Source organism: Pseudomonas rhizoryzae (assembly GCF_005250615.1).
GTDB classification, from domain to species: Bacteria; Pseudomonadota; Gammaproteobacteria; order Pseudomonadales; family Pseudomonadaceae; genus Chryseomonas; species Chryseomonas rhizoryzae.
This window is the reverse complement of record NZ_SULM01000008.1, coordinates 44,712-69,304: the sequence shown is the minus strand read 5'-3', so window position 1 is coordinate 69,304 and position 24,593 is coordinate 44,712. Positions and strand designations below refer to the sequence as shown.

At 66.0% G+C, this 24,593-nt stretch carries 26 protein-coding genes; 12 read left to right on the top strand and 14 right to left on the bottom strand.

The features are described from left to right. Positions 1-6 precede the first annotated feature (6 nt). The 4 genes from FAZ11_RS14370 to FAZ11_RS14355 are packed head-to-tail and all read right to left on the bottom strand — an operon-like array spanning position 7 to position 3,963. Positions 7-1,209: an ABC transporter ATP-binding protein gene (locus FAZ11_RS14370; protein WP_058772072.1), complete on the bottom strand. Its 1,203-nt coding sequence runs from the start codon at positions 1,207-1,209 to the stop codon at positions 7-9. 12 nt (positions 1,210-1,221) lie between these two features. Then, positions 1,222-2,001: an ABC transporter permease gene (locus FAZ11_RS14365; protein ID WP_058772071.1), complete on the bottom strand. Its 780-nt coding sequence runs from the start codon at positions 1,999-2,001 to the stop codon at positions 1,222-1,224. Between the two features lie 8 nt (positions 2,002-2,009). Beyond that, positions 2,010-2,981 carry a GDP-mannose 4,6-dehydratase gene (locus FAZ11_RS14360; RefSeq protein WP_058772070.1) on the bottom strand — a complete coding sequence of 324 codons (972 nt, stop codon included), beginning with the start codon at positions 2,979-2,981 and terminating at the stop codon, positions 2,010-2,012. Then, the gene (locus FAZ11_RS14355) at positions 2,974-3,963 is read right to left on the bottom strand and encodes a GDP-mannose 4,6-dehydratase (RefSeq protein WP_058772069.1); all 990 of its coding nucleotides are present in this window, start codon (positions 3,961-3,963) and stop codon (positions 2,974-2,976) included. Before FAZ11_RS14355 ends, FAZ11_RS14360 begins: the two co-directional genes overlap by 8 nt. A gap of 223 nt (positions 3,964-4,186) precedes the next feature. Here FAZ11_RS14355 and FAZ11_RS14350 point away from each other — a divergent pair, with 223 nt between their 5' ends. Beyond that, positions 4,187-5,524: a DUF4214 domain-containing protein gene (locus FAZ11_RS14350; protein WP_058772068.1), complete on the top strand. Its 1,338-nt coding sequence runs from the start codon at positions 4,187-4,189 to the stop codon at positions 5,522-5,524. Between the two features lie 114 nt (positions 5,525-5,638). On the opposite strand, the gene FAZ11_RS14345 is transcribed toward FAZ11_RS14350, so the two are convergent. The 4 genes from FAZ11_RS14345 to FAZ11_RS14330 form a co-directional block, all read right to left on the bottom strand. Continuing rightward, a complete protein-coding gene (locus tag FAZ11_RS14345; RefSeq protein ID WP_058772067.1) occupies positions 5,639-6,088 on the bottom strand; it encodes an Lrp/AsnC family transcriptional regulator in 450 nt (149 codons plus the stop codon). 59 nt (positions 6,089-6,147) lie between these two features. Beyond that, positions 6,148-7,479 carry a 2-oxoadipate dioxygenase/decarboxylase HglS gene (hglS, locus tag FAZ11_RS14340; protein WP_058772066.1) on the bottom strand — a complete coding sequence of 444 codons (1,332 nt, stop codon included), beginning with the start codon at positions 7,477-7,479 and terminating at the stop codon, positions 6,148-6,150. A 104-nt stretch (positions 7,480-7,583) separates the two neighbouring features. Further along, on the bottom strand, positions 7,584-7,832 hold the full coding sequence (locus FAZ11_RS14335) for a hypothetical protein (protein WP_058772065.1): 249 nt from the start codon (positions 7,830-7,832) through the stop codon (positions 7,584-7,586). Positions 7,833-7,903: 71 nt separating this feature from the next. Then, complete coding sequence (locus FAZ11_RS14330) at positions 7,904-8,104, bottom strand: hypothetical protein (RefSeq protein ID WP_058772064.1); 201 nt, start codon at positions 8,102-8,104, stop codon at positions 7,904-7,906. Positions 8,105-8,300: 196 nt separating this feature from the next. Between FAZ11_RS14330 and FAZ11_RS14325 the strand changes: the two genes are divergently transcribed. From FAZ11_RS14325 to FAZ11_RS14280, 10 genes are all read left to right on the top strand, one after another. Then, positions 8,301-10,115 (top strand): sensor histidine kinase, encoded by a 1,815-nt coding sequence (locus tag FAZ11_RS14325; protein WP_058772063.1) that lies wholly within the window; start codon positions 8,301-8,303, stop codon positions 10,113-10,115. A 31-nt stretch (positions 10,116-10,146) separates the two neighbouring features. Then, positions 10,147-11,580: a sigma-54-dependent transcriptional regulator gene (locus tag FAZ11_RS14320; protein WP_058772062.1), complete on the top strand. Its 1,434-nt coding sequence runs from the start codon at positions 10,147-10,149 to the stop codon at positions 11,578-11,580. 109 nt (positions 11,581-11,689) lie between these two features. After that, complete coding sequence (locus FAZ11_RS14315) at positions 11,690-12,700, top strand: SIS domain-containing protein (RefSeq protein ID WP_058761740.1); 1,011 nt, start codon at positions 11,690-11,692, stop codon at positions 12,698-12,700. Positions 12,701-12,902: 202 nt separating this feature from the next. Then, entirely contained in the window at positions 12,903-13,520 is a 618-nt protein-coding gene (locus FAZ11_RS14310; RefSeq protein WP_240043633.1) for a helix-turn-helix transcriptional regulator, read from the top strand. Beyond that, a complete protein-coding gene (csgE, locus tag FAZ11_RS14305; RefSeq protein WP_058772060.1) occupies positions 13,520-13,903 on the top strand; it encodes a curli production assembly/transport protein CsgE in 384 nt (127 codons plus the stop codon). The genes FAZ11_RS14310 and csgE overlap by 1 nt, the downstream gene beginning before the upstream one ends. Next, the gene (locus FAZ11_RS14300; protein ID WP_058761743.1) at positions 13,900-14,307 is read left to right on the top strand and encodes a curli assembly protein CsgF; all 408 of its coding nucleotides are present in this window, start codon (positions 13,900-13,902) and stop codon (positions 14,305-14,307) included. The genes csgE and FAZ11_RS14300 overlap by 4 nt, the downstream gene beginning before the upstream one ends. A gap of 15 nt (positions 14,308-14,322) precedes the next feature. After that, positions 14,323-15,162: a CsgG/HfaB family protein gene (locus FAZ11_RS14295; RefSeq protein ID WP_058772059.1), complete on the top strand. Its 840-nt coding sequence runs from the start codon at positions 14,323-14,325 to the stop codon at positions 15,160-15,162. 107 nt (positions 15,163-15,269) lie between these two features. Continuing rightward, a complete protein-coding gene (locus tag FAZ11_RS14290; protein WP_081319952.1) occupies positions 15,270-15,716 on the top strand; it encodes a curli fiber surface-exposed nucleator CsgB in 447 nt (148 codons plus the stop codon). A gap of 23 nt (positions 15,717-15,739) precedes the next feature. Further along, a complete protein-coding gene (locus FAZ11_RS14285; RefSeq protein WP_240043634.1) occupies positions 15,740-16,660 on the top strand; it encodes a hypothetical protein in 921 nt (306 codons plus the stop codon). Further along, a complete protein-coding gene (locus tag FAZ11_RS14280; protein ID WP_058766512.1) occupies positions 16,657-16,989 on the top strand; it encodes a hypothetical protein in 333 nt (110 codons plus the stop codon). The genes FAZ11_RS14285 and FAZ11_RS14280 overlap by 4 nt, the downstream gene beginning before the upstream one ends. Positions 16,990-17,029: 40 nt before the next feature. Here the strand turns inward: FAZ11_RS14280 and FAZ11_RS14275 are convergent, their stop codons facing one another. Continuing rightward, the gene (locus FAZ11_RS14275; protein ID WP_058772056.1) at positions 17,030-17,983 is read right to left on the bottom strand and encodes a homoserine kinase; all 954 of its coding nucleotides are present in this window, start codon (positions 17,981-17,983) and stop codon (positions 17,030-17,032) included. 60 nt (positions 17,984-18,043) lie between these two features. Continuing rightward, positions 18,044-18,337: a DUF2782 domain-containing protein gene (locus tag FAZ11_RS14270; protein WP_058772055.1), complete on the bottom strand. Its 294-nt coding sequence runs from the start codon at positions 18,335-18,337 to the stop codon at positions 18,044-18,046. Between the two features lie 110 nt (positions 18,338-18,447). Between FAZ11_RS14270 and polA the strand changes: the two genes are divergently transcribed. After that, a complete protein-coding gene (polA, locus tag FAZ11_RS14265) occupies positions 18,448-21,195 on the top strand; it encodes a DNA polymerase I (RefSeq protein ID WP_058772054.1) in 2,748 nt (915 codons plus the stop codon). Between the two features lie 248 nt (positions 21,196-21,443). Here the strand turns inward: polA and FAZ11_RS14260 are convergent, their stop codons facing one another. From FAZ11_RS14260 to etfA, 4 genes are all read right to left on the bottom strand, one after another. Next, entirely contained in the window at positions 21,444-21,863 is a 420-nt protein-coding gene (locus FAZ11_RS14260; RefSeq protein WP_058761751.1) for a type II toxin-antitoxin system VapC family toxin, read from the bottom strand. Continuing rightward, positions 21,860-22,114 carry a FitA-like ribbon-helix-helix domain-containing protein gene (locus FAZ11_RS14255; protein ID WP_058761752.1) on the bottom strand — a complete coding sequence of 85 codons (255 nt, stop codon included), beginning with the start codon at positions 22,112-22,114 and terminating at the stop codon, positions 21,860-21,862. The genes FAZ11_RS14260 and FAZ11_RS14255 overlap by 4 nt, the downstream gene beginning before the upstream one ends. 295 nt (positions 22,115-22,409) lie before the next feature. Next, positions 22,410-23,210 carry an electron transfer flavoprotein subunit beta gene (gene etfB, locus FAZ11_RS14250; RefSeq protein WP_058772053.1) on the bottom strand — a complete coding sequence of 267 codons (801 nt, stop codon included), beginning with the start codon at positions 23,208-23,210 and terminating at the stop codon, positions 22,410-22,412. Next, a complete protein-coding gene (etfA, locus tag FAZ11_RS14245) occupies positions 23,200-24,435 on the bottom strand; it encodes an electron transfer flavoprotein subunit alpha (RefSeq protein WP_058767071.1) in 1,236 nt (411 codons plus the stop codon). The genes etfB and etfA overlap by 11 nt, the downstream gene beginning before the upstream one ends. Positions 24,436-24,593 lie beyond the last annotated feature (158 nt).

Genomic DNA, 24,593 nt, shown 5'->3' with positions numbered 1-24,593 from the left:
CGAGGCCTAGGCGGGCTGGGAAACGGGGGTTACGTCGTGCAACCCGGCGGAGAGATCGCACAGCCCACCGAAGACCGAACCGACGATGCCGGCCACCTCGAAGCGGATGCAGTTGTCGCGCCAGTGGTAGCAGTGGCGGGTATGGTCGGGCCCTTCGTGCAGAGCCAGGGTCAGGGTGTACTTGCCAGGCGCGAGGCGCATGGGAAATTCGTAGCGCAGCACGCGCTCCTCGCCAGCGAACAGCACCAGGGGCACGCCGAGCAGGAAGCTGTTGGTGCCATAAATGTCCTGGCCGAAACGGTCACGAATCATCATGCCCAGGGTCGCCTCGGGCAGATGCTCACGAGCGCTGACGCGGACGTCCAGGTGGGCTACGTCACCACAGGCCAGGGTGGCGCTGCCGGAGCCGACGCCTTTCAGCACGGCGGATTCGATGCGGGCCTCGCCGGTCCCGTAACCGCTCTCCTCGGCTTCAACTTCCACTTCTTCGCGGTCGGCGCCGAGCAGCTGGTTGTAGCGGTTGACGGCGGCCTCGGGGGTGTCGTCGGCCACCACCCGTCCTTCGCTGAGGACGATGCAGCGGTCGCAGAGCATCTTCATGGCGTTGAGGTCATGGGAGATGAAGATGATGGAACCACCGGAGGCACGGAAGGCCTTGATGCGCCTCATGCACTTCTGCTGGAAGTGACCGTCGCCCACCGACAGGGCCTCGTCGACCAGGAAGATGTCCGGGTCGGCGTGGATGGCGATGGAGAAGGCCAGGCGCATGACCATGCCGGACGAGTAGGTGCGGATGGGCTCGTTTATGAAGCGACCCAGTTCGGAGAATTCGATGATGGCGTCGCGCTTGGCTTCGATCTCTTCGCGGGTCATACCCAGCAGCAGGCCATTACCGAGGATGTTCTGCACCCCGGTGAGGTTGCCATCGAAGCCGGTGCCCAACTCCAGCAGGCCAGTGACGCGACCTTTTATATCGATCTCGCCGCCGTCGGGCAGCAGCACGCCGTTGAGGATCTTGAGCAGGGTGGACTTACCGGCGCCATTACGGCCGAGGATGCCCAGGGTCTCGCCACTGCGGACCTCGAAGCTGATGTCTTCTAGCGCCACGTGGCGGGTGTGGTAGCTGCGGCGGAAGAGGATTTCCTTCAAGCGTAGCGCGGGACGGCTATAGAGCTTGAATTCCTTGCGTACATGGGAAACGCGGAGCATGACGAAGGCCTGCTAGATGAAGTCGCGGATGTCGCGTTCGAGCTTGCGGCCCAGAACGATGCCCAAGCCCAGCAACAAGGCGCTCGCCAGCATCAGGACACCGAGCGCCAGCAGATCCGGCCGACTCGCCTGGATAAGGGCAGCGCGGTAGGCCTCGACCACATAGTAGAAGGGGTTGGCGGCGAACCAGGGGTGCCAGCGCTCGGGCATGATGGTGATGACGTAGACCACCGGGGTGAGCCAGAACCAGAGTTGCATGACCACGCCGACGATCTGGCCGATGTCGCGTAGAAAGACGCTGAGAATGGCGAAGATCAGCCCGAGGGCATAGGCCAGGAGTTGCTGGCAGAGAAAGATTACCGGCCACCACAGGACGGTAGAGGGGAAGTGGAAGCCGATGATCGCCAGGAAGGCGACGAAGAAGCCCATGGAGATGGCGTAGAGCACCGTCTCGCTGAGCAGGATGTACAGCGGCAGCGACCAGAGCGACAGCCTTACCTTGCCCAGCAGGTGGGCCTTCTCGTGGAACACCTGGGTGATACGGGTCAGGGTGTTGGAGAAGCAATTCCAGGCCAGCAACCCGGTGACCAGGTAGACGCTGTAGCTGTATTGACCGAGGGACTGCATCCCCAGGGCATCCAGACGCATGCCCATGATGTTGGAGAACACCAGGGTGAAGATGAGGATGTTGACCAACGGCAGGATGAAGGTCCAGGCCGCACCGAGAACCGATGCGGAATGGCGATCGATCAGATCCTGCCGGGTGAAGTTGAGGATCAGCGAGTAGTTCATGGCGGAGATCAGGAACCGGATTGGCGCCAGTCCGCGAGGACCTGGGCGACGAGGGCGGCAGGCTCGACTTGGGGCTGCCAGCCGGTGAGACGGCGCAGTTCGCCGGCATCGCCGACGGCGCGGGCGATATCGCTCGGCCGTAGCCGGGCCGGGTCCTGCTCGACCTGAATCGGGCAGTTGGCCTGGGCAACCAGGGCGTCGAGCAGCTCCTGGACGCGCAATGGCTGACCAGAGGCGATGTTGAGCGCGGTGCCGCTGGGGATACCTTCGCTGTGTCGCAACAGCGCTACGTAGGCGGCGACGACATCCTGTACGGCGAGGAAGTCGCGCTGGGCACTGAGGTCCCCTACGCGCAGCACGGGGGATTGCTCGCCCCGCTCGATGGCGGCGACCTGGCTGGCGAAGTCGGTCAGCACATAGCCCTTGCCCTGCCCGGAACCACTGTGATTGAAGGGCCGGGCCCGAATCACCCGCACCTTGGTGGTAGCGGCGAACTGGGCGGCAGCAAGATCGGCAGAGGCCTTGCTCGCGGAATAGGGATTGAGCGGATGTAGAGGCACCTGCTCGTCGACCTCGGGATAACGCTTGAAACTGGCGCCGTACATGTCACCGGAGCCGATCTGCAGAAAGACCGGTGGCTGCTCGAGGGCGGCAGCGGCAGTCAACAGATTGAGGGTGCCGTGCAGGTTGACCTGCCAGCAACGCTCGGGCTGGGCGAAACTGCCGGACACACTGGCGAAGGCCGCCAGGTTGACGATGGCAGCAGGCCGCAGTTGCTGCACCAAGGCGAGCGTCGCCGCTGCGTCGGTCAGGTCGAGGGCATGGCCCACGACCTGGGCCTGGCTTGGCAGCGAGCCGTCACGGCAGGTGCCGTGCAACTCGGCGCCAGGAAAGGCCGCGGCCAGCGCCGGCAACAGATGGCTGCCAACGAAGCCGCTGGCGCCAGTAACCAGGACCGGCTGACCGGCGAAATCACGCACGGGCGAGGGGCTTCAGGCGCGCCAGATCGGCTTCCACCATCTCGGTGATCATGTCTTCGAGGCTGGTGGTGGCCTGCCAGCCCAGCTTGGCGCGGGCCTTGGACGGATCGCCCAGCAGGACGTCGACCTCGGCGGGACGGAAGAAGGCCGGATCAATAACCAGGTGCTTGTCCATGTCCATGCCAACGACGTCGAAGGCGATGCGGCACATGTCGCGTACGGTCGTGGTACGACCGGTGGCGATGACGTAGTCGTCGGCAACGTCCTGCTGCAGCATCAGCCACATGGCCTGGACGTAGTCGCGAGCATGGCCCCAGTCACGCTTGGCGTCGATGTTGCCCAGGCGCAGTTCGTCCTGCAGACCGAGCTTGATGCGGGCAACGGCGTCGGTGACTTTGCGGGTCACGAACTCCAGGCCACGCAGGGGGGATTCGTGGTTGAACAGGATGCCGCTGCAGCAGAAGAGGTCGAAGCTCTCGCGGTAGTTGACGGTCATCCAGTGGGCGTAGAGCTTGGCGGCCGCATAGGGCGAGCGTGGGTAAAACGGGGTGGTCTCGCGCTGCTCCGGCTCCTGGATCAGGCCGTACATTTCGGAGGTGGAGGCCTGGTAGCAACGAGCATCGGGCTTGATCAGGCGGGCCGCTTCGAGCACGTTGACCGCACCGATGCCGCTCACCTGGCCGGTCAGCAACGGCTGATTCCAGGAGGTCTTGACGAAGGACTGGGCGCCCAGGTTGAACACCTCGTCGGGCTGGTATTGCTGGAACAGGCGGATCAGGCCGGACAGATCGAGCAGGTCGCCATCGATCAGTTCAACGTCCTTGGCAATACCCAACCACTCCAAACGTGCCAGGTTGACGTCCGAGGTGCTACGCCGAGGATTGAGGCCTAGGACCTTGTATCCCTTGCCGAGCAGAAACTGCGCCAGGTAGGCGCCATCCTGGCCAGTGATACCGGTGATCAGAGCAGTTTTTTGGGCCATCACGATACGGTTCCGAAAGTTATGAGACGAGGTGCGAGCGACTCACACAAAAAAGACCGGCGATGCTACCACAGATGTGCGACGGGAAGCGTGTGCTGCTCGGCAGGCACCCATGGCAAAACCTTGGCGCCAGACGGCCGTCTTGGCCGACGAACGCCCTGGAACGCTATGCCAGCTCTTTTAAAATGGTTCTGCCCATACCATACAAGGAGGTTTTCCCAGCATGCACGAAGTCACCAGTCGTTCAGCGCCCTATAGCAGCATCGTCTACATCGAGTCGGTCTTCCCGGACGGCTCTATCTTTCGTGGCTCAGGCAGCGTGGTAGGCAACAATGATGTCCTGACCGCCGACCATATGGTCTATGACGCTGATCACGGTGGCGCCGCCGTCCAGGTGATGGTAGCCCCAGGCGCCTTCGTCAACGATGCCACGGGTGCCTGGTCGGCTCCATTGGGCACGTACCTGGCTACCAACTGGTCAACCCGCGTGGGCAATTGGGACGCCAATGGAGATGGCTATGTATCGACCTCGGAAGCTCAATACGACTTGGCGCTGCTAGGCTTCAACGTCAACCTAGGGTCGGTGACCGGTACCCTCAACCCAACGCTAGGCGGTAGCTCTTCGTTCACCGGTACGGTGCTAGGTTATCCAGGACGCGGTACGGGCCTCATGGAAGACTCCGGCACTGCAACCCTCTATAACGGCTACGGTGTCTACCAGTTCTCTACGGGACTGGGCAGTGGCGCCTCGGGTGGGCCGCTGCTGGACTCCAGCGGTAACCTGCGCGGCGTCCTCTCTTCGGGCAACGCCGACGACACGCTTTCCAACTATGCCAGCCTTGGCGACGTCAGCAACTGGCAGTGGTATCTGAGGGCGAGCAGCAACAACGACAGCATGGCACTGAATGCCGGGTCCAATCCCGTAGGTCTGGGCGTCAACAGCGGCAGCCAGGATGGCGAGTTCTTCTTCCAGGATCGCCTGTCACTGAATAGCGATCATCGCGGTAGCCTGTATGGCTATGGTGGCGGCGACATACTCCGTCTGGACAATGCCGCGAGCGCCTACAAGTGGCAATCCGCAGGCAATGTGGTCTCCTTGACCAGCAACAGCGGTGATCTATCGCTGAACCTGCATGACGTCAGCATGCTCAACTTCAGCGATCGCAATCTGTACATACTGACCGCTGACCAAGCGCAGATCGCTCGCCTCTACAATGCAGCCTTCCACCGGGTACCGGACTATTCGGGGCTCGATTATTGGATGCACGACCACGCCAAGGGCACAACCAGCCAGACCATCGCTCAGTCGTTCACCGCCTCCAGCGAATTCAAAGGCCTGTTCTCGGGAGCGGATGACCGTACCTATGTGACCCAGTTGTACGCCAACGTCCTGGGTCGTACTGGCGAGACCGCTGGTATCGATTACTGGCTGCATGATTTGGGGACCGGACTGAGCCGCGCCAATGTGCTGCAGTCCTTTTCCGACTCGGCGGAAAACCAGGCGCTGACCACGGGCACCAATGGTTTCATCCTGCTGGTCGGGCAAAACGAGTGGGCCTAGCAGAACGGGGCTGGGTACCAGCCCCTTCGATCAGGGCCGTTGGGCTTTCGGCCAGCCTGCTGTAGAAGTCACTCAGTATTTGCCGTCCCCTTAAAGCGTCCTTGCCGCTTGGCTTCAGGTCGAACGGCGCCGATCAATCTTCCGATTCAGAATGATCGACGTCTGCGTCTGCTTCACCCCTTCGAGATTGCCGATGCGGTCGAGTAGCTCGTCGAGCTTTTCGTGGGTGGTGCAGCGCAGGAAGGCCAGGTAGTCGAACTGGCCGCTGACGGAGGAGACCTCCTCGACTTCGATCATCTTTTCCAGGGCGCGGATGACGCCCGCCGTGCTGCGCGGCAGGACGCTGATGGCGCAGTAGGCGCGCACGGCGGCCTGTTCCAGTTCGGAGCCCAGGCGCAGGCCGTAGCCCTGGATGATGCCTTCGCGTTCCAGGCGCGCCAGGCGGGTGACCACGGTGGTGCGGGCCAGGCCCAGTTGACGGGCCAGGGTGGCATTGGAGGCGCGGGCGTTCTGTTGCAGCAGGTGGATGAGCTGCCAGTCGGTCGGATCGAGTTTGGTGAACATCGTGGCTGCCTGCCGGAGACGAGCGTCGGCGGCTGGCCGCCGACGCGGGAGCCGTCATTCTAGGCGGGGCGGCCGAGGGCAGCCAGGGCGGCGCCCAGGGATTCGCGTTGCTGCCGCTCGTACAACGCCATCTCATCGAGCACCGGTGCGCCCAGGGCCGCCTCGAAGGCCGCGCGATTGCCGCCGCTTTGGTATTCCTGCTGGCTGCCAGCGCCCAGGTTGGACTGGAAAATGCCAGCGGCGCTGACCGGCAGGAAATCTTCGTAGGTGATGGGGTCAGCGATGAGCTGGCCGGCGGCGATCAGGGCGTCGGGATCTGTCGTATCGAGACCGGTACGGCTGCCTGCAGCGACGCGATAGCGGAACCAGGCCAGGCCCTGGCGGCGCAGCTCGTCCCAGCTATCCGGCAGGGCTTGGAATACCTCATGCAGCACGCTGGCGTAATCGCTACCCGCGATCTTGCTGCGCTGGCGCACCTCCTGCAGGAGTTCATCGTAGCGCTGGCGACCGGCTGGCGTCAGGGCCACGCCACGCTGTTCGATCTCGCCGAAGCGCGCCGTGTGCGAACCCTGGACCTCACCCTGGAAAAGAATGGGCTCTTCCAAGGCCTTGAAGCTGGTCTGGCGCAGCAGGATGGGGCACTGACGGCGCGGCGGGCCTTCGATGGTTTCCTTGGGGGCGATGCCGCGGGCGGGCATCTTGGCCTGGACGGCGTCGATGTCCAGGGTACGCGGCGTCAGGTGGTTGATGTGCGGGCCCTTGAAGCAGACCACGTCGGCGATCAGCCGGTGGGCATCGTGCAGGCGCTGGTACAGGCCCGCGTCGACGTTGGCCTCGCGGTGCCAGCGGAAGGTTTCCAGGGCTTCCTGGACGAAGGCATCGGCCTCGGCATCACTGAGGCCACCCTGGGCTTCGGCGCGCTCGATCAGCTCCAGCGCGCCAGGGGTGAAGATACGGCGGGCGGCGAGGACCTCTTCGGCCAGCTGGCGCAGCTCGGCGTCCTCGATCAGCTCCAGGCGCAGCAGCGAGGTGAAGACGCGGAAGGGATTGGCCTGCAGGGCCTCAGGCGCTACGGGGCGGAAAGCGGTGGAGTGCACGGGTACGCCGGCCACGCTCAGATCGTAGTAGCCGACCGGCTGCATGCCCATCACGGCGAACAGTCGACGCAGGGTGGCCAGTTCGGCGGCCGTCCCGACGCGAATGGCCCCATGGCGCTCCAGGTCCAGGCGCTCCGCGGAATCCTGGGCGAATCCCGGCTGTCCGGCATTCACCTCGGCGACCAGCTCCAGCAGGGTGCCGTACTGGGGGACTTCCTGACGGTACATCGCCGACATGGCTTGGGAAAAGCGGGTCCGGATGAGGTCCGGAGAAAGCAGCGGCGCGGCGGTCATGGGAGCGGCTCCAGGTTCAGGCTAGAAGCCGATTTCGACACGCCGGCCGGCACCACTCAAGCGATCTTTGTTCATCGGATCATTCCCCGGGGGAATGCGCGCTCCTAGTGATCCTGGTGCTTGGTCTTGGGCTTCCTCACATGGTCGCTCCCGGTATCACTGCCCGAACCGGCGCTGGCGCCGTTGTCGGCGGCGCCCACACCGGTGCTCGGCGCCTTTTCCGTGCCGTGGGTACTGCTGTGATCGGGGTGGGTCGGCGTAGCGGGGGGATTGGTCGGACTGACCTGGGCCAGGGCCGCGGCGGACAGGCCAACACCAAGAATCAGGGTAGGCAACAGCAGGATCTTGCGCATGGGAGGTCTCCTCGACAGCGGATTCACTCCCCTTTGGGCACCTCCCACCCCGGGAGGTGCCGCACCGTGGGTCAGCTACCGCTGCTGCTGGCCTTGTGCGCCTTCTTGTGGGCGACCTTCTTGTGGTGGGTCGTCGCCTGCTTGCCGGTCTTGGCGGGACTGCTCGTGGTGGCGCCCGCTGTCGGCGCAGGATCGACCGGCGCTGTCTGGGCGAAGGCGGCAGAGGTGGTCAGGAGGCCGGCAAGGGTCAGGCAGAGGGTGGTGCTTTTCATCGAAGTCACTCCTTCGTTGGCTGATTGCCAGGCCAGTTAGCCGGCTTTCGCGGGAGAAAACCGTGTCCTTTTCCACAGCCAAGCCCATTGGTAACAAGATATTTCAGTCCACTGCCAACGCGTTAACAGTCGGCAAGGCCTTCGCCGGCACCCGGCCTTGGGCATAATGCGGCAAGTCTCCCTACCGTACCCGCGCATGCCCAAGAGTCCCGATCTCCCCAAGCGACCCCGCTGGAGTAGCCTGCTGCTTCTGGCCATGGGCCTGACGCTGCTGCTGGTCCCGCTGCGCTACGCCGCCCAGCACTACTACGAGGCGCAATTGGCCGAGCAGAACGGTCAGACCCTGGACCTGTACGTCGCCAACCTGCTGGGTACCCTCAGACGCTACGAGGTGCTGCCGGACCTGCTCGGCGATCTGCCGGTGCTGCGCAATGCCCTGGAGCAGCCGGGCGATCGCGCGGCCCAGGACGCCGCCAGCCGGATGCTCGAAGACATCCGCCAGCGCACCGGGGCGGATGTCATCTACCTGATGCAGGACGACGGCATCTGCCTGTCCAGCTCCAACTTCCGGCAGCCGGACAGCTTCATCGGCCGCGACTTCTCCTTCCGCCCCTATTTCAAGGCCGCCATGCAGGGCCAGCCGGGACGCTTCTTCGGCCTCGGTACCACCTCGAGCAAGCGCGGCTACTACTTCGCCGCGGCCGTGCGCGATGGTGAGCGCGCCACCGGCGTAGTGGTGGTCAAGGTAGACCTGGATAGCGCGGAAAAGCTCTGGGGCAATGCACCCGAGCAGCTCTTGGTCACCGACGACCTGGGCGTGGTCATCCTCACCTCCCACGACGCCTGGCGTTTCCGCGCCACCCATCCGCTGGACGAGCGCCAGCGCGCACAGGTCAACGCCAACCGTCCCTACCCGACCACCGACCCGGCACCTCTGACCCTGGTGCCGAGCAACTGGCTGACCCAGACCCGCGACCTGGACGAGGTGGGCTGGATCGCGCAGATCCTGGCACCGCGGGAAATCGTCGAGCGCCAGGTGCGCAGCGCCCTCTACGTCGGCGCGGCGACCCTGCTGGCCCTGCTCCTGCTGCTGGTGGTGATGACCCTGAGACGGCGCCACTTCATCGAGCGCCTGGCGCTGGATGCCCGGGCCAAGCGTGACCTGGAGCTGAGCGTGGAGGAGCGCACCCGCGACCTGCAGACGCTCAATGCGCGCCTGCAGCAGGAGGTGCATGATCGCGAACAGGCCCAACGCGAGTTGATGCGCGCCCAGGACGAAGCCGTGCAGGCCGGCAAGCTGTCGGCGCTGGGGACCATGTCGGCCAGCATCAGCCACGAACTCAACCAGCCGCTGGCGGCCATCCGCAGCTACACGGAAAACGCCGCCGTGCTGCTCGATCACGACCGGCTGGACGATGCCCGCGGCAATCTCAAGCTGATCGGCGAGTTGACCACGCGCATGGCCAACATCATCGCCCACCTCAAGGCCTACGCCCGCGGCGCCCGGCGCGCACCGGAAAGCGTAGTGCTGCAAGGTGCCCTGGAAGATGCTCTAGCCCTGGTCGCCGCGCGGCGCCGCGCCATGCAGGTGGAGTTGATCCGCGACCTGCCCGATGCGCCGCTATGGGTGCAGGCCGGGGAAACCCGCTTGCGGCAGATCATCAGCAATCTGCTCAGCAACGCCCTCGATGCCCTGGCGGAAAAGACCAGCACCCGGCGACTCTGGCTGACCACCAGTCTCGACGAGCGCGGCGTGACCCTGATCCTGAGGGACAACGGTCCGGGCTTCTCCAGCGAGGCACTGGCCCGCGCCCACGAACCCTTCTTCACCACCAAGGCCACCGCCCAGGGCCTCGGCCTGGGCCTGGCGATCTGCGATAACCTGTTACGCACCCTGGGCGGCCACTTGCACCTGTCCAACCATGTCGATGGCGGTGCCGAGGTGCGCCTCTATCTGCTGCATGGCAAGCCGGGTGTCGCCGCCGTGCCCCAGGAAGAAGTCCGCGGTTGACCGCGCAGCCCATCAATCTAGGTTTCTTGTCATGAGCGCCCCCCCCCCCTTCGACCCCGCCAGCCAGATCCTGCTGATCGATGATGATGCCCATTTGCGCCTGGCCCTGAGCCAGACCCTGGATCTGGCCGGCTTCAAGGTGACGGCCCTGGCCGACGCCCGCGAGCTGGAAATGGCCAGGGTGCGCGACTGGCCGGGGGTGGTGGTGAGCGACATCCGCATGCCCGGCATCGATGGCCTGGAGTTGCTGGCCCAGCTGCACCAGCGCGATGCCGAGTTGCCGGTGGTGCTCATTACCGGCCATGGCGACGTGCCCCTGGCGGTGCAGGCCATGCGCGCCGGGGCCTATGATTTCCTCGAAAAGCCCTTCGCCAACGACGCCCTGATCGACAGCGTGCGGCGCGCCCTGGGCGCCCGCCATCTGGTGCTGGAAAACCGCAGCCTGCGCCTGGCCCTGGCCGAGCGGCAGGAACTGCAGACCCGCCTGATCGGCCAGACCCCGGGCATCGCCCGCCTGCGCGACCAGATCGGCGCCCTGGCCGCGACCCAGGCCGACGTACTCATCCACGGCGAAACCGGGGCCGGCAAGGAGGTGGTGGCCCGCGCGCTGCACGACCTGTCGAACCGCCGCGACGGCCCCTTCGTCGCCATCAACGCCGGCGCCCTCGCCGAATCCGTGGTGGAAAGCGAACTCTTCGGCCACGAGCAGGGCGCCTTCACCGGGGCCCAGAAGAGACGCATCGGCAAGTTCGAATACGCCAGCGGCGGCACCCTCTTCCTCGACGAGATCGAGAGCATGAGCCTGGATGTCCAGGTCAAGCTGCTGCGCCTCTTGCAAGAGCGCAAGGTCGAGCGCCTGGGTTCCAATCAGCAGATCCCCCTGGACATCCGGGTGGTCGCCGCCACCAAGGAAGACCTGCGCCAGGCCGCCGATCAGGGTCGCTTCCGCGCCGACCTCTACTACCGACTCAATGTCGCCACCCTGCGCATCCCCGCCCTGCGCGAGCGCAGCGAAGATATCCTGCCGCTGTTCCGTCACTTCGCCCTGGCCGCCGCCGAACGCCACGGCACGCCGGTGCGCGAACCCGATGCCGAACAGCGCGCGGCCCTGATCGCCCATAGCTGGCCGGGCAACGTACGCGAATTGCAGAACGCCGCCGAGCGCTTCGCCCTGGGCCTGGAGCTGGCCCTGGACCACAGTGCCTATGCGCCGTTGGCGCCCATGAGTTCGCCGTCACCAGCGGCGTCTGCGGTAGCACCCGCAGCCCCGGCGGCGGCCATGGCCGGCCTGGGCGAGCAGGTGGAAGCCTTCGAGCGCGATCTCATCCAGCGCGAACTAGCCAAGCCCCACGCCTCCCTGCGCAGTCTCGCCGAGGCCCTGGGCCTGCCGCGCAAGACGCTGTCGGACAAGCTGCGCAAGCATGACCTGCACTTCACCGGTGGGGCGGCGGACGAAGCCGACTGATCCCAGGGGCGACTGCCGCTCGACCAAGGTTCGCTGGTCGGTAGCGGGTAGGAATGGCAGAGTGGGAGCCATCAGGCGCTATCCGCAGGAGCCCCCTTTGACTTCGCTCATGCTTGCAGAAGCCGCCGCCAGCGGTGCGGCGGTCACTCGCCAACTGGCAACCATCGACCAGGCCCTGGCGGAGCTGGCCGCCGACCTCAGGGCCCAGCCACCGCAGCTGGCGCTTACGGTAGCGCGCGGCAGTTCCGACCATGCGGCCAGCTACTTCGCCTACCTCGCCATGGCCCACCTGGGCTTGCCGGTGCTGTCCCTGCCGCCCTCGCTGGTCACCCTGCGGCAGGCGCCGTTGCGCGTCGAAGGCCAGCTCGCCCTGGGCTTTTCCCAATCCGGGCGTAGCCCTGACCTGATCGAGACGCTAACCGCGCTGGATCGCTACGGCGCCCGTACCGCGGCCCTGGTCAACGAAATCGACTCGCCCCTGGCCCAGGCCTGCCGCCATGCCATCGGCGTGCAGGCGGGGCCTGAGCGCAGCGTCGCCGCCACCAAGAGCTTCATCGCCACCCTGGCCGCCGCTGCCCGATTGATCGGCCATTGGCAGCAAGACGAAACCCTGCTCGCCGCCGGCGCGGCCCTACCAGACGCCCTGGATGGCGCCGCTGAGCTCAGCTGGGCCTCGGCGCTGCCGGTGCTGCGTGACGCCGAGCGCTGCATGGTGGTCGGTCGAGGGCCGGGCTTCGCCATCGCCCAGGAGGCCGCGCTCAAGCTCAAGGAAACCTCGGCCTTGCAAGGCGAGGCCTTCAGTGGCGCCGAGTTGCAGCATGGTCCGCTGGCCTTGGTGGAGCGTGGCTATCCGCTGCTGATCTTCGCCCTGCGCGGCCCCGAGCAGCCCGGCCTGCTGCAACTGGCGCAGGATCTGCGTGGGCGCGGTGCCAGGGTCCTGCTGGCCGCCCCGGACGATATCGCCGAGCGCGATCTGCCACTCGCCACCGCGGGGCACCCTGACCTGGACGGCCTGCTGGCGATCCAGAGTTTCTACCGCATGGCCGCACTGCTGGCCGAAGCACGCGGCCAGGACCCGGACCAGCCGCGTCACCTGCGCAAGGTCACCCTGACGCGCTGAGCGTTCCAAGTGCCCCGCCACCTGGGGCACCAATCCTTGGAGCTAATCCCTTGGATCTAATAGCGAAGCGCCAATCCGACGGCAATCTGCCAAGCGGTCCACAGAGCCGTTAAGCCGCGGGAAATCGGTCAGTTTTCTCTTGTCGCCCCGCGCGATTTGTCTCAGCGTTCGCGCAACGGACGATGAGGCAGCACATATGGACATGCGCACGGAACCTGCGAAAAAGGTTCGCCTGACGACGGCAAACGTCCTCCTGGCGGAACTGCTCAAACCCTTTCTGGAAGAACGGCACGGCATCGAACTCTGCTGTGTCAGCGAACTGACCGAGGTCGGCGACGCCAGCCTGGTCCTGGTCGACCTCGGCAGTGTGCCGGAAGCAGCACTCGAGCGCTGGCTGGAAGGCCTGGTGCCGGCGGTCACCGTGGCCTTTCTCAATGCCACCTTCGAACAGGCCCTGCCTTGGGTCGAACGCTTTCCCGCCATCCAGGGTGTGTTCGCGCCCCAGGCCAGCCGGGAGCAGCTGCTGCAGGGCCTGGGCGCCCTGCTGGCTGGCGAGGATTGGCTGCCGCGCGGCATCCTCGCCCACCTGCTGCGCCGCTCCCGCGAACGGCCCAGCATCGCCGCCGATGGCCTGACCCGCCGCGAACGGGAGATCCTGCGCCTGGTAGGCCGCGGTCTGTCCAACGCCGCCATCGGCCAGGCACTGTGCCTGAGCACCCATACCGTCAAGAGCCATATGCACAACCTGCTGCGCAAGACCGGCGCCGCCAATAGAGCCGAGGCGGCGCTGCGCTTTCACGCCGGCCAGGATCTACCGTGATGAAAGCGGCCTGGTTGCTGCTCGGCCTGCTGGCGACCAGAGCGGTCTACGCCGAGGGCGACATCATCCAAGGCCTACTGGTGGACAACACCATTTCCCGCTTCGGTCACGAGTTCTATCGCCAGTTCGCCGACCGCCTCACCGACACCACCGAGCTGGATTTCAACCTGGTGGTGCGCGAGCGGCCCTCGGCGCGCTGGGGCAGCCTGGTGTGGGTCGAGTACGAACAGCGGCTGCTCTATCGGCAGTTCATTCCCCCGGGCAACAGCGACCTCAAGGAGGCCGCCTACGTCGCTGCGGACCAGGTCCGCGAGGGCATCACCCGGCAGCGCTTGGAAAACCTGCTGCAGGACAACTTCGACATGGAAAAGGACGAGTTATGAAGGCGCACGCTTGGAGGGCCCTGCCCCTTGCCTGGATGCTGGGCACGCTGCCGGCGTGGGCGACCGAACTGGTCTATACCCCGGTGAATCCGTCCTTTGGCGGCAATCCGCTCAACGGCACCTACCTACTGAACAACGCCACCGCCCAGGATCGCCACAAGGACCCGGACCTGCGCAGCAGCAGCAACAGCCAGTCGGCCCTGGAGCGCTTCACCAGCCAGCTGGAATCGCGGCTGCTGTCCCAGGTGCTGACCGACATCAAGGACGGCAACTCCGGCTCGCTCTCCACCGACCAGTTCATCGTCAACATCATCGACGACTCCGGCAACCTCACCGTGCAGATCACCGATCGCGGCACCGGCGAGATTTCGGAAATCTCCGTCAACGGCTTCAATCAACCCTGAGCACGGATGCCTCCCATGAACGCCTTTTCCCTGGCGACGGTGCTGACCGCCGCCCTCGTACTGGCCGGCTGCGTACACGATCCCATACCCGCCGAACAGCACGCCGCCCCGACCCTGACACCACGCGCCTCGACCTACTACGACCTGCTGGCCCTGCCGCCGCCCAAGGGCCCACTGGTGGCGGCCGTCTATGGCTTTCGCGACCAGACCGGGCAATACAAGCCCAATCCGGCCAGCTCCTTTTCCACCGCGGTCACCCAGGGCGCCGGCAGCATGCTGGTGGATGCCCTGCAGGCCAGCGGCTGGTTCGTGGTGCTCGAACGCGAAGGCCTGCAGAACCTGCTGACCGAGCGCAAGATCATCCGCGCCACCCAGAACAAGCCGGACCTGCCGGAAAATCTGCAGCAGGCGCTGCCCTCGCTGCAGGCCGCCAACCTGCTCCTGGAAGGCGGCGTGGTGGCCTACGACACCAACGTCCGCAGCGGTGGCGAAGGGGCGCGCTACCTGGGTATCGGCCTTTCCGAGGAATACCGGGTGGATCAGGTCACGGTCAATCTGCGCGCCATCGACACCCGTAGCGGTCGGGTGCTGGCCAATGTCATGACCTCCAAGACCATCTACTCCATCGGTCGCCAGGCCGGCGTCTTCAAGTTCATCGAATTCAAGCGGCTGCTCGAAGCCGAGTCCGGCTACACCACCAACGAGCCGGCGCAGCTGTGCGTGCTCTCGGCCATCGAAGCGGCGGTCGCCCACCTGATCGCCCAGGGCGTGGAGCGGCGTCTGTGGCTGGTGGCCGACGGTCGCGACGCCCGCGATCCGGCCCTGACCAAGTATCTGGAACCGACCCGACGCTAGGGCTTAAGTCCCTGGCCAGCCTGGATTCGCTCCCCGGAGCGATACCGGCAGGGCGGACGGCTCCGGACAATGCCAGGCGCAGAATCCACGCAATGACGGTGATAGCCATGCGCAGCCCCCTCAGCGGCCCCGCCGTGATCCTCGCCCTGGCCCTGGGCCTGAGCGCCACGGTGTCGGCCGCCGACCTGATGGAAACCGGCGATCTGGGCCAGGCGCCCGCCGCGCAACGCGCCGCCACCATCCTGCAGCTCGGTGCCGGCAACCAGGCGCTCATCGACCAGCGTGGCACTGCACTCAGCGGCCATATCGCCCAGCGCGGCGCCGCCCAGGAAGCCAGCATCCTGCAGGACGGCAGTGAGTTGACCGCCGTGATCCAGCAGGCTGGCTACGGCAATGTCGCGACCATCGAGCAGGTCGGCAGCGGCAACCTGGCGGACATCCGCCAGCTGGGCGTCCAGGGCAACGCCCGCATCGAACAGTACGGCTCGGGGCTATCCAGCCGCATCGTCCAGTACGGAAGCAACCAGAACATGGTGGTACGGCAGTACCGCTGATGGCATTCAAGGAGATCGACCCGATGTTTCCACTCAGGCCCCTGGCCGTCCTGACGCTGACCCTGATCGCCGGCACCGCGCTCGCCGCGAACAGCTCTGCCACCCTCCAGCAGGACGGCAACAGCGGCACCCTCACCCTCGACCAGAGCGGTGCCGGCAACAGCGCGACCCTCTACCAGTTGCAGGGTGAAAGCAACCAGATCAGCGTGGTGCAGACCGGCGCCAGCACCGCCACCATCACCCAGGGCGGCGATGTCTACGGCTATGCCCAGGGCAACGTGGCGAGCCTGCGGCAGGAGGCCGGCAGCAGCGTGCACAGCCTGACCCAGGACGGTTTCGGCAACCAGGCCACCGTCACCTCCGTGGGCAGCAACAGCGGTACCCTGACCCAGGTGGCGTCGAGCGCCCAGTTGACCCTGGAGCAGAATGGCGACAACAACCAGGTGCGCGTCGACCAGAGCGGCGATGGCGCCGTGGCCACCCTTACCCAGCAAGGCACTGATAACCGTATCGAGTTGACCCAGCAGGGCTATCCCGGTGGCGTGGCCGAGTTGACCCAGCGCGGTCAGGGCAACCTGGCCACCGCCGTCGCTGCCGGCAAGTTCAACGAGCTGGCCTTCACCCAGGACGGCAATCGCAACGAGCTGAAGGTCGACCAGTCGGGTCGCGGCAACCACAGCACCGGCAGCTCCACCGGTGACGACAACCTGGCCAGCTTCAATGTCCAGGGCGACAGCAACACCACCAGCATCGTGCAGAACGGCAATGCCAACGAGGCACGCCTCGACACCAACAGCGCCTACAGCACCGCCACCATCGACCAGCGTGGCGACAGCAATCGCGCGACCATCCTGCAGACCTCGGCCAACTTCAACGGCTACAACGACAGCGCGCGGATCTCGCAGAACGGCTTCGGCAACAGCGCGACCATCAACCAGCGGTGAACAGGAGCGCCTGGCTGTTGCTGGCCTTCCTGCCGTTGGCAGGAAGCGCCTTGGGCAGCGCCAGCCTGGAGCTGCAACCCCAGGCGGCGGGCGCGCGGCTGCAACTGTGCTTTGCCGGCGAAGCCGCACCCCTCAGCTACGAACTCGTCGTGGAGCTGCACGGCCCGGCCGGCGTCGCCCGTACTCGTCAGGCCGGTGAAGCCAAGGGCGATGGGTGTCCGGTGGACAATCGGCTAGGCGCCGCCCCAGGCAGCCTGATCGAGGCGAAGGTGACCTGGCAGCGGCAAGGACAGCCGCAACCCGTCCTGGCGCGCAGGCTACAGCTGTAGCGATAGGGGGGACTCGGCGCGTTCCACGTGGAACCTGACCCTACAGGGTCAGCGGCAATTCCAGGACGGTCTGCTGACGCGCCGCCAGACGCTGCTGGAATTCGGCCGGATCGTGAATGAGTACGTCCTGACCAGCGAAGGCCTGGGCGGCGATCAGCCGCGACAGCCAGAAGCGCACGCAGGCGACGCGCAAGAGCACCGGCCACAGCTCGGCTTCACGGGGCGTGAAGTGGCGGTCGGCGGCATAGGCGGCCAGCAGCGCGCGGGCACGGGGCAGGTCCAGCGCGCCGCTGTCGGTGGAACACCAGTCGTTCACCGTGATGGCGAGGTCATAGAGCATCCAGCCGGAGCTGGCGTTGTAGAAGTCGATGACGCCCGACAGCTGGGGACCATCGAACATCACGTTATCGCGGAACAGATCGCCGTGCAGATTGGCTTGGGGCAGCGGCGGCTGCTCGCTCAGCAGGTCGCGGATTTCCGCCAGGGTACGCTCCAGCAGCGGCCGCGCGGTCGCATCCAGGGTTGGCGCCAGGCGCTCGCCCTCGGCCAGCATCCAGGCCAGACCGCGATCGCTGGCGCGCTCGATCCGCCGCTCGCCGGCCGTCGCCCGATGCAGGTGCCCCAGCAGATGACCGACTTCGCCGCAATGATGGGGATTGGGCGCGCGCTCGTGACGACCGGCCAGACGCGGCTGCAGCAGCGCCGGCTTACCGGCCAACTGGCGGAGCGCTTCGCCGTCCTGGGTGCGTACCGCATAGGGCACCGGCAGGTCGGCCTCGTGCAGCACGTCGAGCAGCTCGATGAAGAACGGCATCTCCGCCACCGGCCCGCGTTCCACCAGGGTCAGGACGAACTCGCCGCCTTCCAGGCTGATGAAGTAGTTGGTGTTTTCCGAGCCTTCGGCGATGCCCCGGAAATCCCGCAGCCGACCCAGGCCATAGGGCGCGAGAAAGGTTTCGAGGGTGGGACGATCGAGCGGCGTGAAGACGGACATGACGGGGCCTGGCGGATATTGGCGAGCGGCCCGCAGTTTACCGGTCCAGACGCCCTACGCCTACCAGCTGAAGAGTCGCCAGCTAGGAACGTGCAGGGTGTCCCGGCCCGACTCGGCGGCGGTGCTGTTGCCATCGGCCGGCACCAGTTGGTACGGCTTGCCGTGCTTGGGAATGACCCAGGCGGACTGCAGCACACCGCGAACCCGGGTCTCTTCGATGGTCTGATCGCCGGCCTGGTAGCGAATCACCTTGATCTCGTCAGGCAGGGGCTTTTCACCGGGCGGCAGGGGCTCGGCGGCATGCGCCAACGGGGCCAGCAGGAGCGCGACAAGCAGGAAGCGACGGGCACCCATGATAACCTTTGACCTTTTGAACGGGACGATGGGTCGATTCTAGATCCGCCCTGGTTGGTCGTCGAGCCCAGCCATAGACGTCCCGCGCCTCCCTGCCAAAGGTCCTGACCATGAGCCACGCCCCCCTCGTCCTGGTGGACGGTTCCTCCTATCTCTACCGCGCCTTCCATGCCCTGCCGCCGCTGATGACCTCCACCGGCAAGCCGACCGGCGCGGTGAAGGGCGTGCTCAACATGCTGCTCTCCCTGCGGCGCCAGTATCCGGACAGCCTCTTCGCCGTGGTCTTCGACGCCAAGGGCCCGACTTTCCGCGACGAACTCTTCGCCGACTACAAGGCCCAGCGCCCGGCCATGCCCGACGACCTGCGCAGCCAGGTCGAGCCGCTGCACGCCTGCATCCGCGCCCTGGGTCTGCCGCTGCTGGCGGTCGAAGGGGTGGAAGCCGATGACGTCATCGGTACCCTCGCCCGCCACTGCGCCAGCGCCGAGCGCCCGGTGGTGATTTCCACCGGTGACAAGGACATGGCCCAACTGGTCTGCCCCTACGTCACCCTGGTCAACACCATGAGCGGCAGCGTGCTGGACGTCGAAGGGGTGAAGACCAAGTTCGGCGTGGGCCCGGAGTTGATCATCGACTACCTGGCGCTGATGGGCGACAAGATCGACAACATTCCCGGGGTGCCCGGAGTGGGCGAGAAGACCGCTGCCGGCCTGCTCAACGGCATCGGCGGTGGCCTGGATACCCTCTATGCCAATCTGGAGGCCGTGGCCGCCCTGCCCCTGCGCGGCGCCAAGTCCCTGGCCGCCAAGCTGGACCAGCATCGCGAACAGGCCTACCTGTCCTACCAACTGGCCACCATCAAGCTGGACGTGCCGCTGGACCTGACCTTCGATGAGCTCAAAGTCGGCGAACCCCATGTGGAAGCCCTGATGGCGCTCTACCAGGAGCTGGAATTCAAGTCTTGGCTGGACGAGCTGATCCGCGACACCAAGCGCCAGGGCGCCCCCCTGCCGCTGGCCGAGGACGCCGCCGCCACCCAGGTGGAGACCCACTACGACACCGTGTTGGAACAGGCCGACTTCGACGCTTGGCTGGCAAGGCTGCAAGCCGCCGACTGCTTCGCCTTCGATACCGAGACCACCAGCATCGATGCCCAGCGCGCCGACCTGGTGGGGCTGTCCTTCGCCGTGGCACCGGGCCAGGCCGCCTATGTGCCCCTGGCGCACAGCTACATGGGCGCGCCGACCCAGCTCGATCTGCAAGGGGTGCTGGACGCGCTCAAGCCGCTGCTGGAAGACCCCAAGAAGCTCAAGGTGATGCAGCACGGCAAGTACGACCTCAATGTGCTGGATCGCTACGACATCAAGATCCAGGGCATCGCCTTCGACACCATGCTCGAATCCTATGTGCTGGACGCCACCGCCACCCGCCACGACATGGACAGCCTGGCACTCAAGTACCTGGGCCACAGCACCATCCGCTTCGAGGACATCGCCGGCAAGGGTGCCAAACAGCTGACCTTCGACCAGATCGCCATCGAGCAGGCCGGCCCCTATGCCGCCGAGGATGCCGACGTCACCCTGCGCCTGCACCAGACCCTCTGGCCCAAGCTGGAGGCCGTGCCTGGCCTGGCGTCGGTGCTGCGCGACATCGAGATGCCCCTGGTACCGGCGCTGGCGCGCATCGAGCGCAACGGCGCCCTGGTCGATTCGGCGCTGCTCGGGGTGCAGAGCCGCGAGCTGGGCGAGAAGATGATCGCCCTGGAAAAGGAGGCCTACGAACTGGCCGGCCAGGAATTCAACCTGGGCTCGCCCAAACAGTTGGGCGAGATCCTCTTCGTCAAGCTGGGCTTGCCGGTGGTCAGCAAGACCGCTTCCGGACAGCCCTCCACCGCCGAGGCAGTGTTGCAGGAACTGGCCGACCAGGACTTCCCGCTGCCCAAGGTGCTGATGCAGTACCGGCAGATGAGCAAGCTCAAGAGCACCTACACCGACAAGCTGCCGCAGCAGATCAACCCGCGCACCGGCCGCATCCACACCAGCTACCACCAGGCGGTGACGGCGACCGGCCGGCTGTCCTCCAGTGACCCGAACCTGCAGAACATCCCGATCCGCACCGCCGAGGGCCGGCGTATCCGCCAGGCCTTCGTCACGCCCCAGGGCTATCGCCTGCTGGCAGCGGACTACTCGCAGATCGAATTGCGCATCATGGCCCACCTGGCCCAGGACGAGGGCCTGCTGCACGCCTTCCAGAACGATCTGGACGTGCACCGCGCCACCGCCGCCGAGGTGATGGGCGTGCCCCTGGAAGAGGTCAGCAACGAAGATCGCCGCCGCGCCAAGGCCATCAACTTCGGCCTGATCTACGGCATGAGCGCCTTCGGCCTGGCCAAGCAGATCGGCGTCGGCCGCGCCGAGGCCCAGGCCTACATCGACCGTTACTTCCAGCGTTATCCGGGCGTGCTGGCCTACATGGAGCGCACCCGTGCCCAGGTGGTGGACCAGGGCTATGTGGAGACCCTCTACGGTCGCCGGCTGTACCTGCCGGACATCCACTCCAAGAACCAGGGTCTACGCCGCGCCGCCGAACGGGCAGCGATCAACGCCCCCATGCAGGGCACCGCGGCGGACATCATCAAGCGCGCCATGATCGCCGTGGACGGCTGGCTGCAGTCGACCCCGGATCTGGACGCCCGGGTCATCCTGCAGGTGCACGATGAACTGGTGCTGGAGGTGCGCGAAGACCAGGTGGAACGGCTGCGCGAAGGGCTACTGCCGCTGATGAGCGGTGCCGGCGAGCTGGACGTGCCGCTGCTGGTGGAGTCGGGCGTGGGTGGCAATTGGGATGAGGCGCACTGAGGGGCGCTGAAGGTGGGGATCGTTGGGCTTCGCGGGGCTCAGCCCAACCTAGGGGTCCTGCGAGGTGTGGCACCGTAGCGTGGAAAACGGCGCAGCCTTTTCCACTGTCGCTCAGGTGCCAAGGGTCTGCCTCACCCCAGCCCTCTCACGAAGGGAGAGGGGATGATTTGGAGCGTGGCTTCGGCTCCGTAGCGTGGAAAACGGCGTAGCCTTTTCCACTCGACCAGCAGGCGCCTGAGTCCGGACGCCTAGGGTGTGTTCCAGGGATTGACGATGCTGAGCCCCGCGGCGAGGTAAGGCGCCTCGTCTCGAGTGGCGATCTTGAATTTGCTGACCGCTGCAATCGCGCCTATGTAGGAATCAGGCAGGGGAAAGCCAAGACCACGCTGGCGAGCCTGTGCGGCCAATTCGGCATAACGACAGGCAGCAGCCAGATCGAAACTCAGAATCCGGCCCTCATAGAGCCGGATCAAGGCGTCTACCCCTTGCTGCAATAGGTCGCGACGACGGCTATTGGGCAGGCAGGCAATACCATATTGCAATTCGGCAACGGTGATCGTCGACAGGTACAGCGTTGCTGGCGCTTGGCGATCCAACCAAGCGATGACTTGGGGCGAGGGGATTGGCTTCATCGTCTCGGAGACGACGTTGGTATCGAGCAGAATCATTCGAATGACATCGGCTCATGGGCGCGCCGGTCACGCGTCCCCTCGAGGAAAGCCTGCTCTTCGTGAGTGATCCCGGATTGGCGCCAGATAGCGGCCATGGCCTCTCCCATCGGCGTCTCGGTCGGCAAGATCAAGGCTTGGCTAAGGATGAGTCTGACCTCGGCCTCCATGCTCCGCCCGTTGCGAGCTGCCTGGGCGCGAAGCGCGCGATCGACTTCTTCCGGTAGTCCACGGATGGTCAATTGAGCCATTGCATGCACTCCATGATTTTGCCTGCATAGCATCCATACTAATTCGCCATCTGGCCAGGGACAAGGATCTCAGCGACGTAGCCAAGACACGGAATGCAGACGTCCACTGTGGAGTGCAATGCCAAGGGCGCCCTCACCCTAGCCCTCTCCCGGAGGGAGAGGGGATGGTTTGGAGTGTTGCTTCGACACCGTGACTCCGTAGCGTGGAAAACGGCGCAGTCTTTTCCATCTGAAACCCAGGTGCCAAGGGCGCCCTCACCCCGGCCCTCTCCCTGAGGGAGAGGGGGTTACAACTTCAGCGTACTACCCCTTCCTCGCGCAACACCTTGAAGATGGCGGCGGCAGCGGCTTCCGGGGCCAGGTCCTTGAGGACCTGGCCGCCATCGCCGGACGCCTTGGCCGTGGCGGCCTTGAAGCGGTCGGCGGCGGTCTTGGCCTTGATCACCTTGAGGCGCTTGGGGCGCGCCTTGGCCGGTTGGAGTTCGCCGCTGGCGAACAGGCTGTCCTGCACGATCTCGATGGTCTCCACCTGCAGCTCGCCACGGCGGGCGGGACCGAAGGCACTTTGCCGGGGTGCCGGAGCGGCGCTGTCGACGCTGGCGACGAAGGGCAGGCGCACCCGCAGCCGACGACGCTGACCACGCGGCAGGGCTTGCAGCACGGTCGCCTGGCCACCTTCCACGGCTTCCACCGCGGCGAGGCCAACCACTAGCGGCCAGCCGAGAGTTTCGGCCAGCAGATAGGGCAACAGACCCGAGCCTTCGCCCGTCTCGGCCTGGCTACCGGTCAGCACCAAGCCAGCGCCGACCTCACGCAGGGTGTCGCCGAGGGCCGGCAGGGCATCGGCGCCCGCCGGCTGCTCCAGCACATGCAAGGCCGGTACGCCCATACCCAGATAGCCACGCAGGGCTTCCTCGGCAGGATCACCGGCGTGCAGCACGCGCAGGCGCTCGCCGACCAGACGCAGTCCCAATTCCACGGCGCGAGCATCCTGCTCCGCTCGCCGTGCCCGCCCGGACGTGGGATGGGCACCGACGGAGACCAGGGCCACGACATTCACGCCGTCCAGCGACGGCAGCTGCTGCTCAAGCGACATCCTGCAATCCTCCTGCGCGCTGTTGCTCGACCAGTTGTGCCAGCGCCGCGAGGATGGCGTCGCCATCGCCGATCACCGACAGATCGGCACGCTTGACCATGTCGCACCCCGGATTGGTATTGATGGCGATGACCTTGTCGCAACTGGCGATGCCCTGCAGGTGCTGCACGGCGCCGGAGATGCCCACGGCCAGATAGACCCGAGCGGTGACCCAGGTACCGGTGGCCCCGACCTGGCGGTTGCGCGGCATATGACCATCGTCCACTGCCACCCGCGAGGCGCCCTCGGTGGCGCCGAGGATAGCGGCGGTGCTGTGGAACAGGCTCCAGTCGCTGATACCGTTGCCCCCCGAGAGGATGAATTCGGCTTCGCCCAGGGGAATCTGCATGGGGTCGACGGCGACGGGACCGAGATCCTCGATACGCGGCAAATGCCGGGCGACGCTGCCGCTCAGCTGCACCGGCAGCACTTCGTGGCGTGTCTCGCCGACCGGCTCCGCGCACTCCGGCAAGGCCAGCACCAGACGTGGCAGGGGCTGTTGCAGATCCTGGCGACCGGCGCCGGCACGACCGGTGGCCACGCCGTCCTTGACCTGCCAGACGCGAGTCGCCGGCCGTTCGTGCAGGGCCGCGCCGAGGCGCCGACCCAGCTCGCCGCCACCAGTGCGGCTATCGGGCAGCAGCCAGTGACGCGGTTGGAGTTCGTTGTTCACCGCGCGCAGGGCGAGGACGCGCTGCTCGGGTGCATAGCCCTGGAATTGTTCGCCTTCCAGATGCAGCAGGCGATCCACGCCGGCGGTGTCGAAGGCGGTTTCCTTGACCTCACCGAAGACCACGGCCAACACGGCGCCTTCGGCACCGGCCAGTTGCCGGGCCAAGCCCAGCAGGTCGCGGTCGTGGGCAGTCAGACGACCGCTGACCAGATCGGGAACCACGGCGATGTAGAAGGCCGGCTCGGCGATCTGGTGTAGCGGCAGTTGTTCTTCCGCGGCCTGGGACGCGCCGCGCCGGCCACCACCCTGCTGGGCGCCACTGCGGTCGATACGCTTGATGCCTTGAGGCCCAACGAAGCCCGCGGCGGCGGCATGGGGATTCTTACGGACGAGGCCATTGGGGCCCATCCAGCGGATTTCGGCATCGGCGCTGCTGGCGATGCTCGCATGCAGGGGATGCAGACGGTTGCGCGCGATCCACTCGCGGCGCGGATCGCGACGAATGATGCTCATGCTGGGCGCTCCGAGTTGGGATTGCGGCTGAGGTGCGCGGTGGGCCCCTCACCCCAGCCCTCTCCCCGGACGGGAGAGGGGGTGAAAAACGACGGGTCTGGTCGGACATCGATAGCCATCCCCTCTCCCCTCGGGGAGAGGGTTAGGGTGAGGGGGCC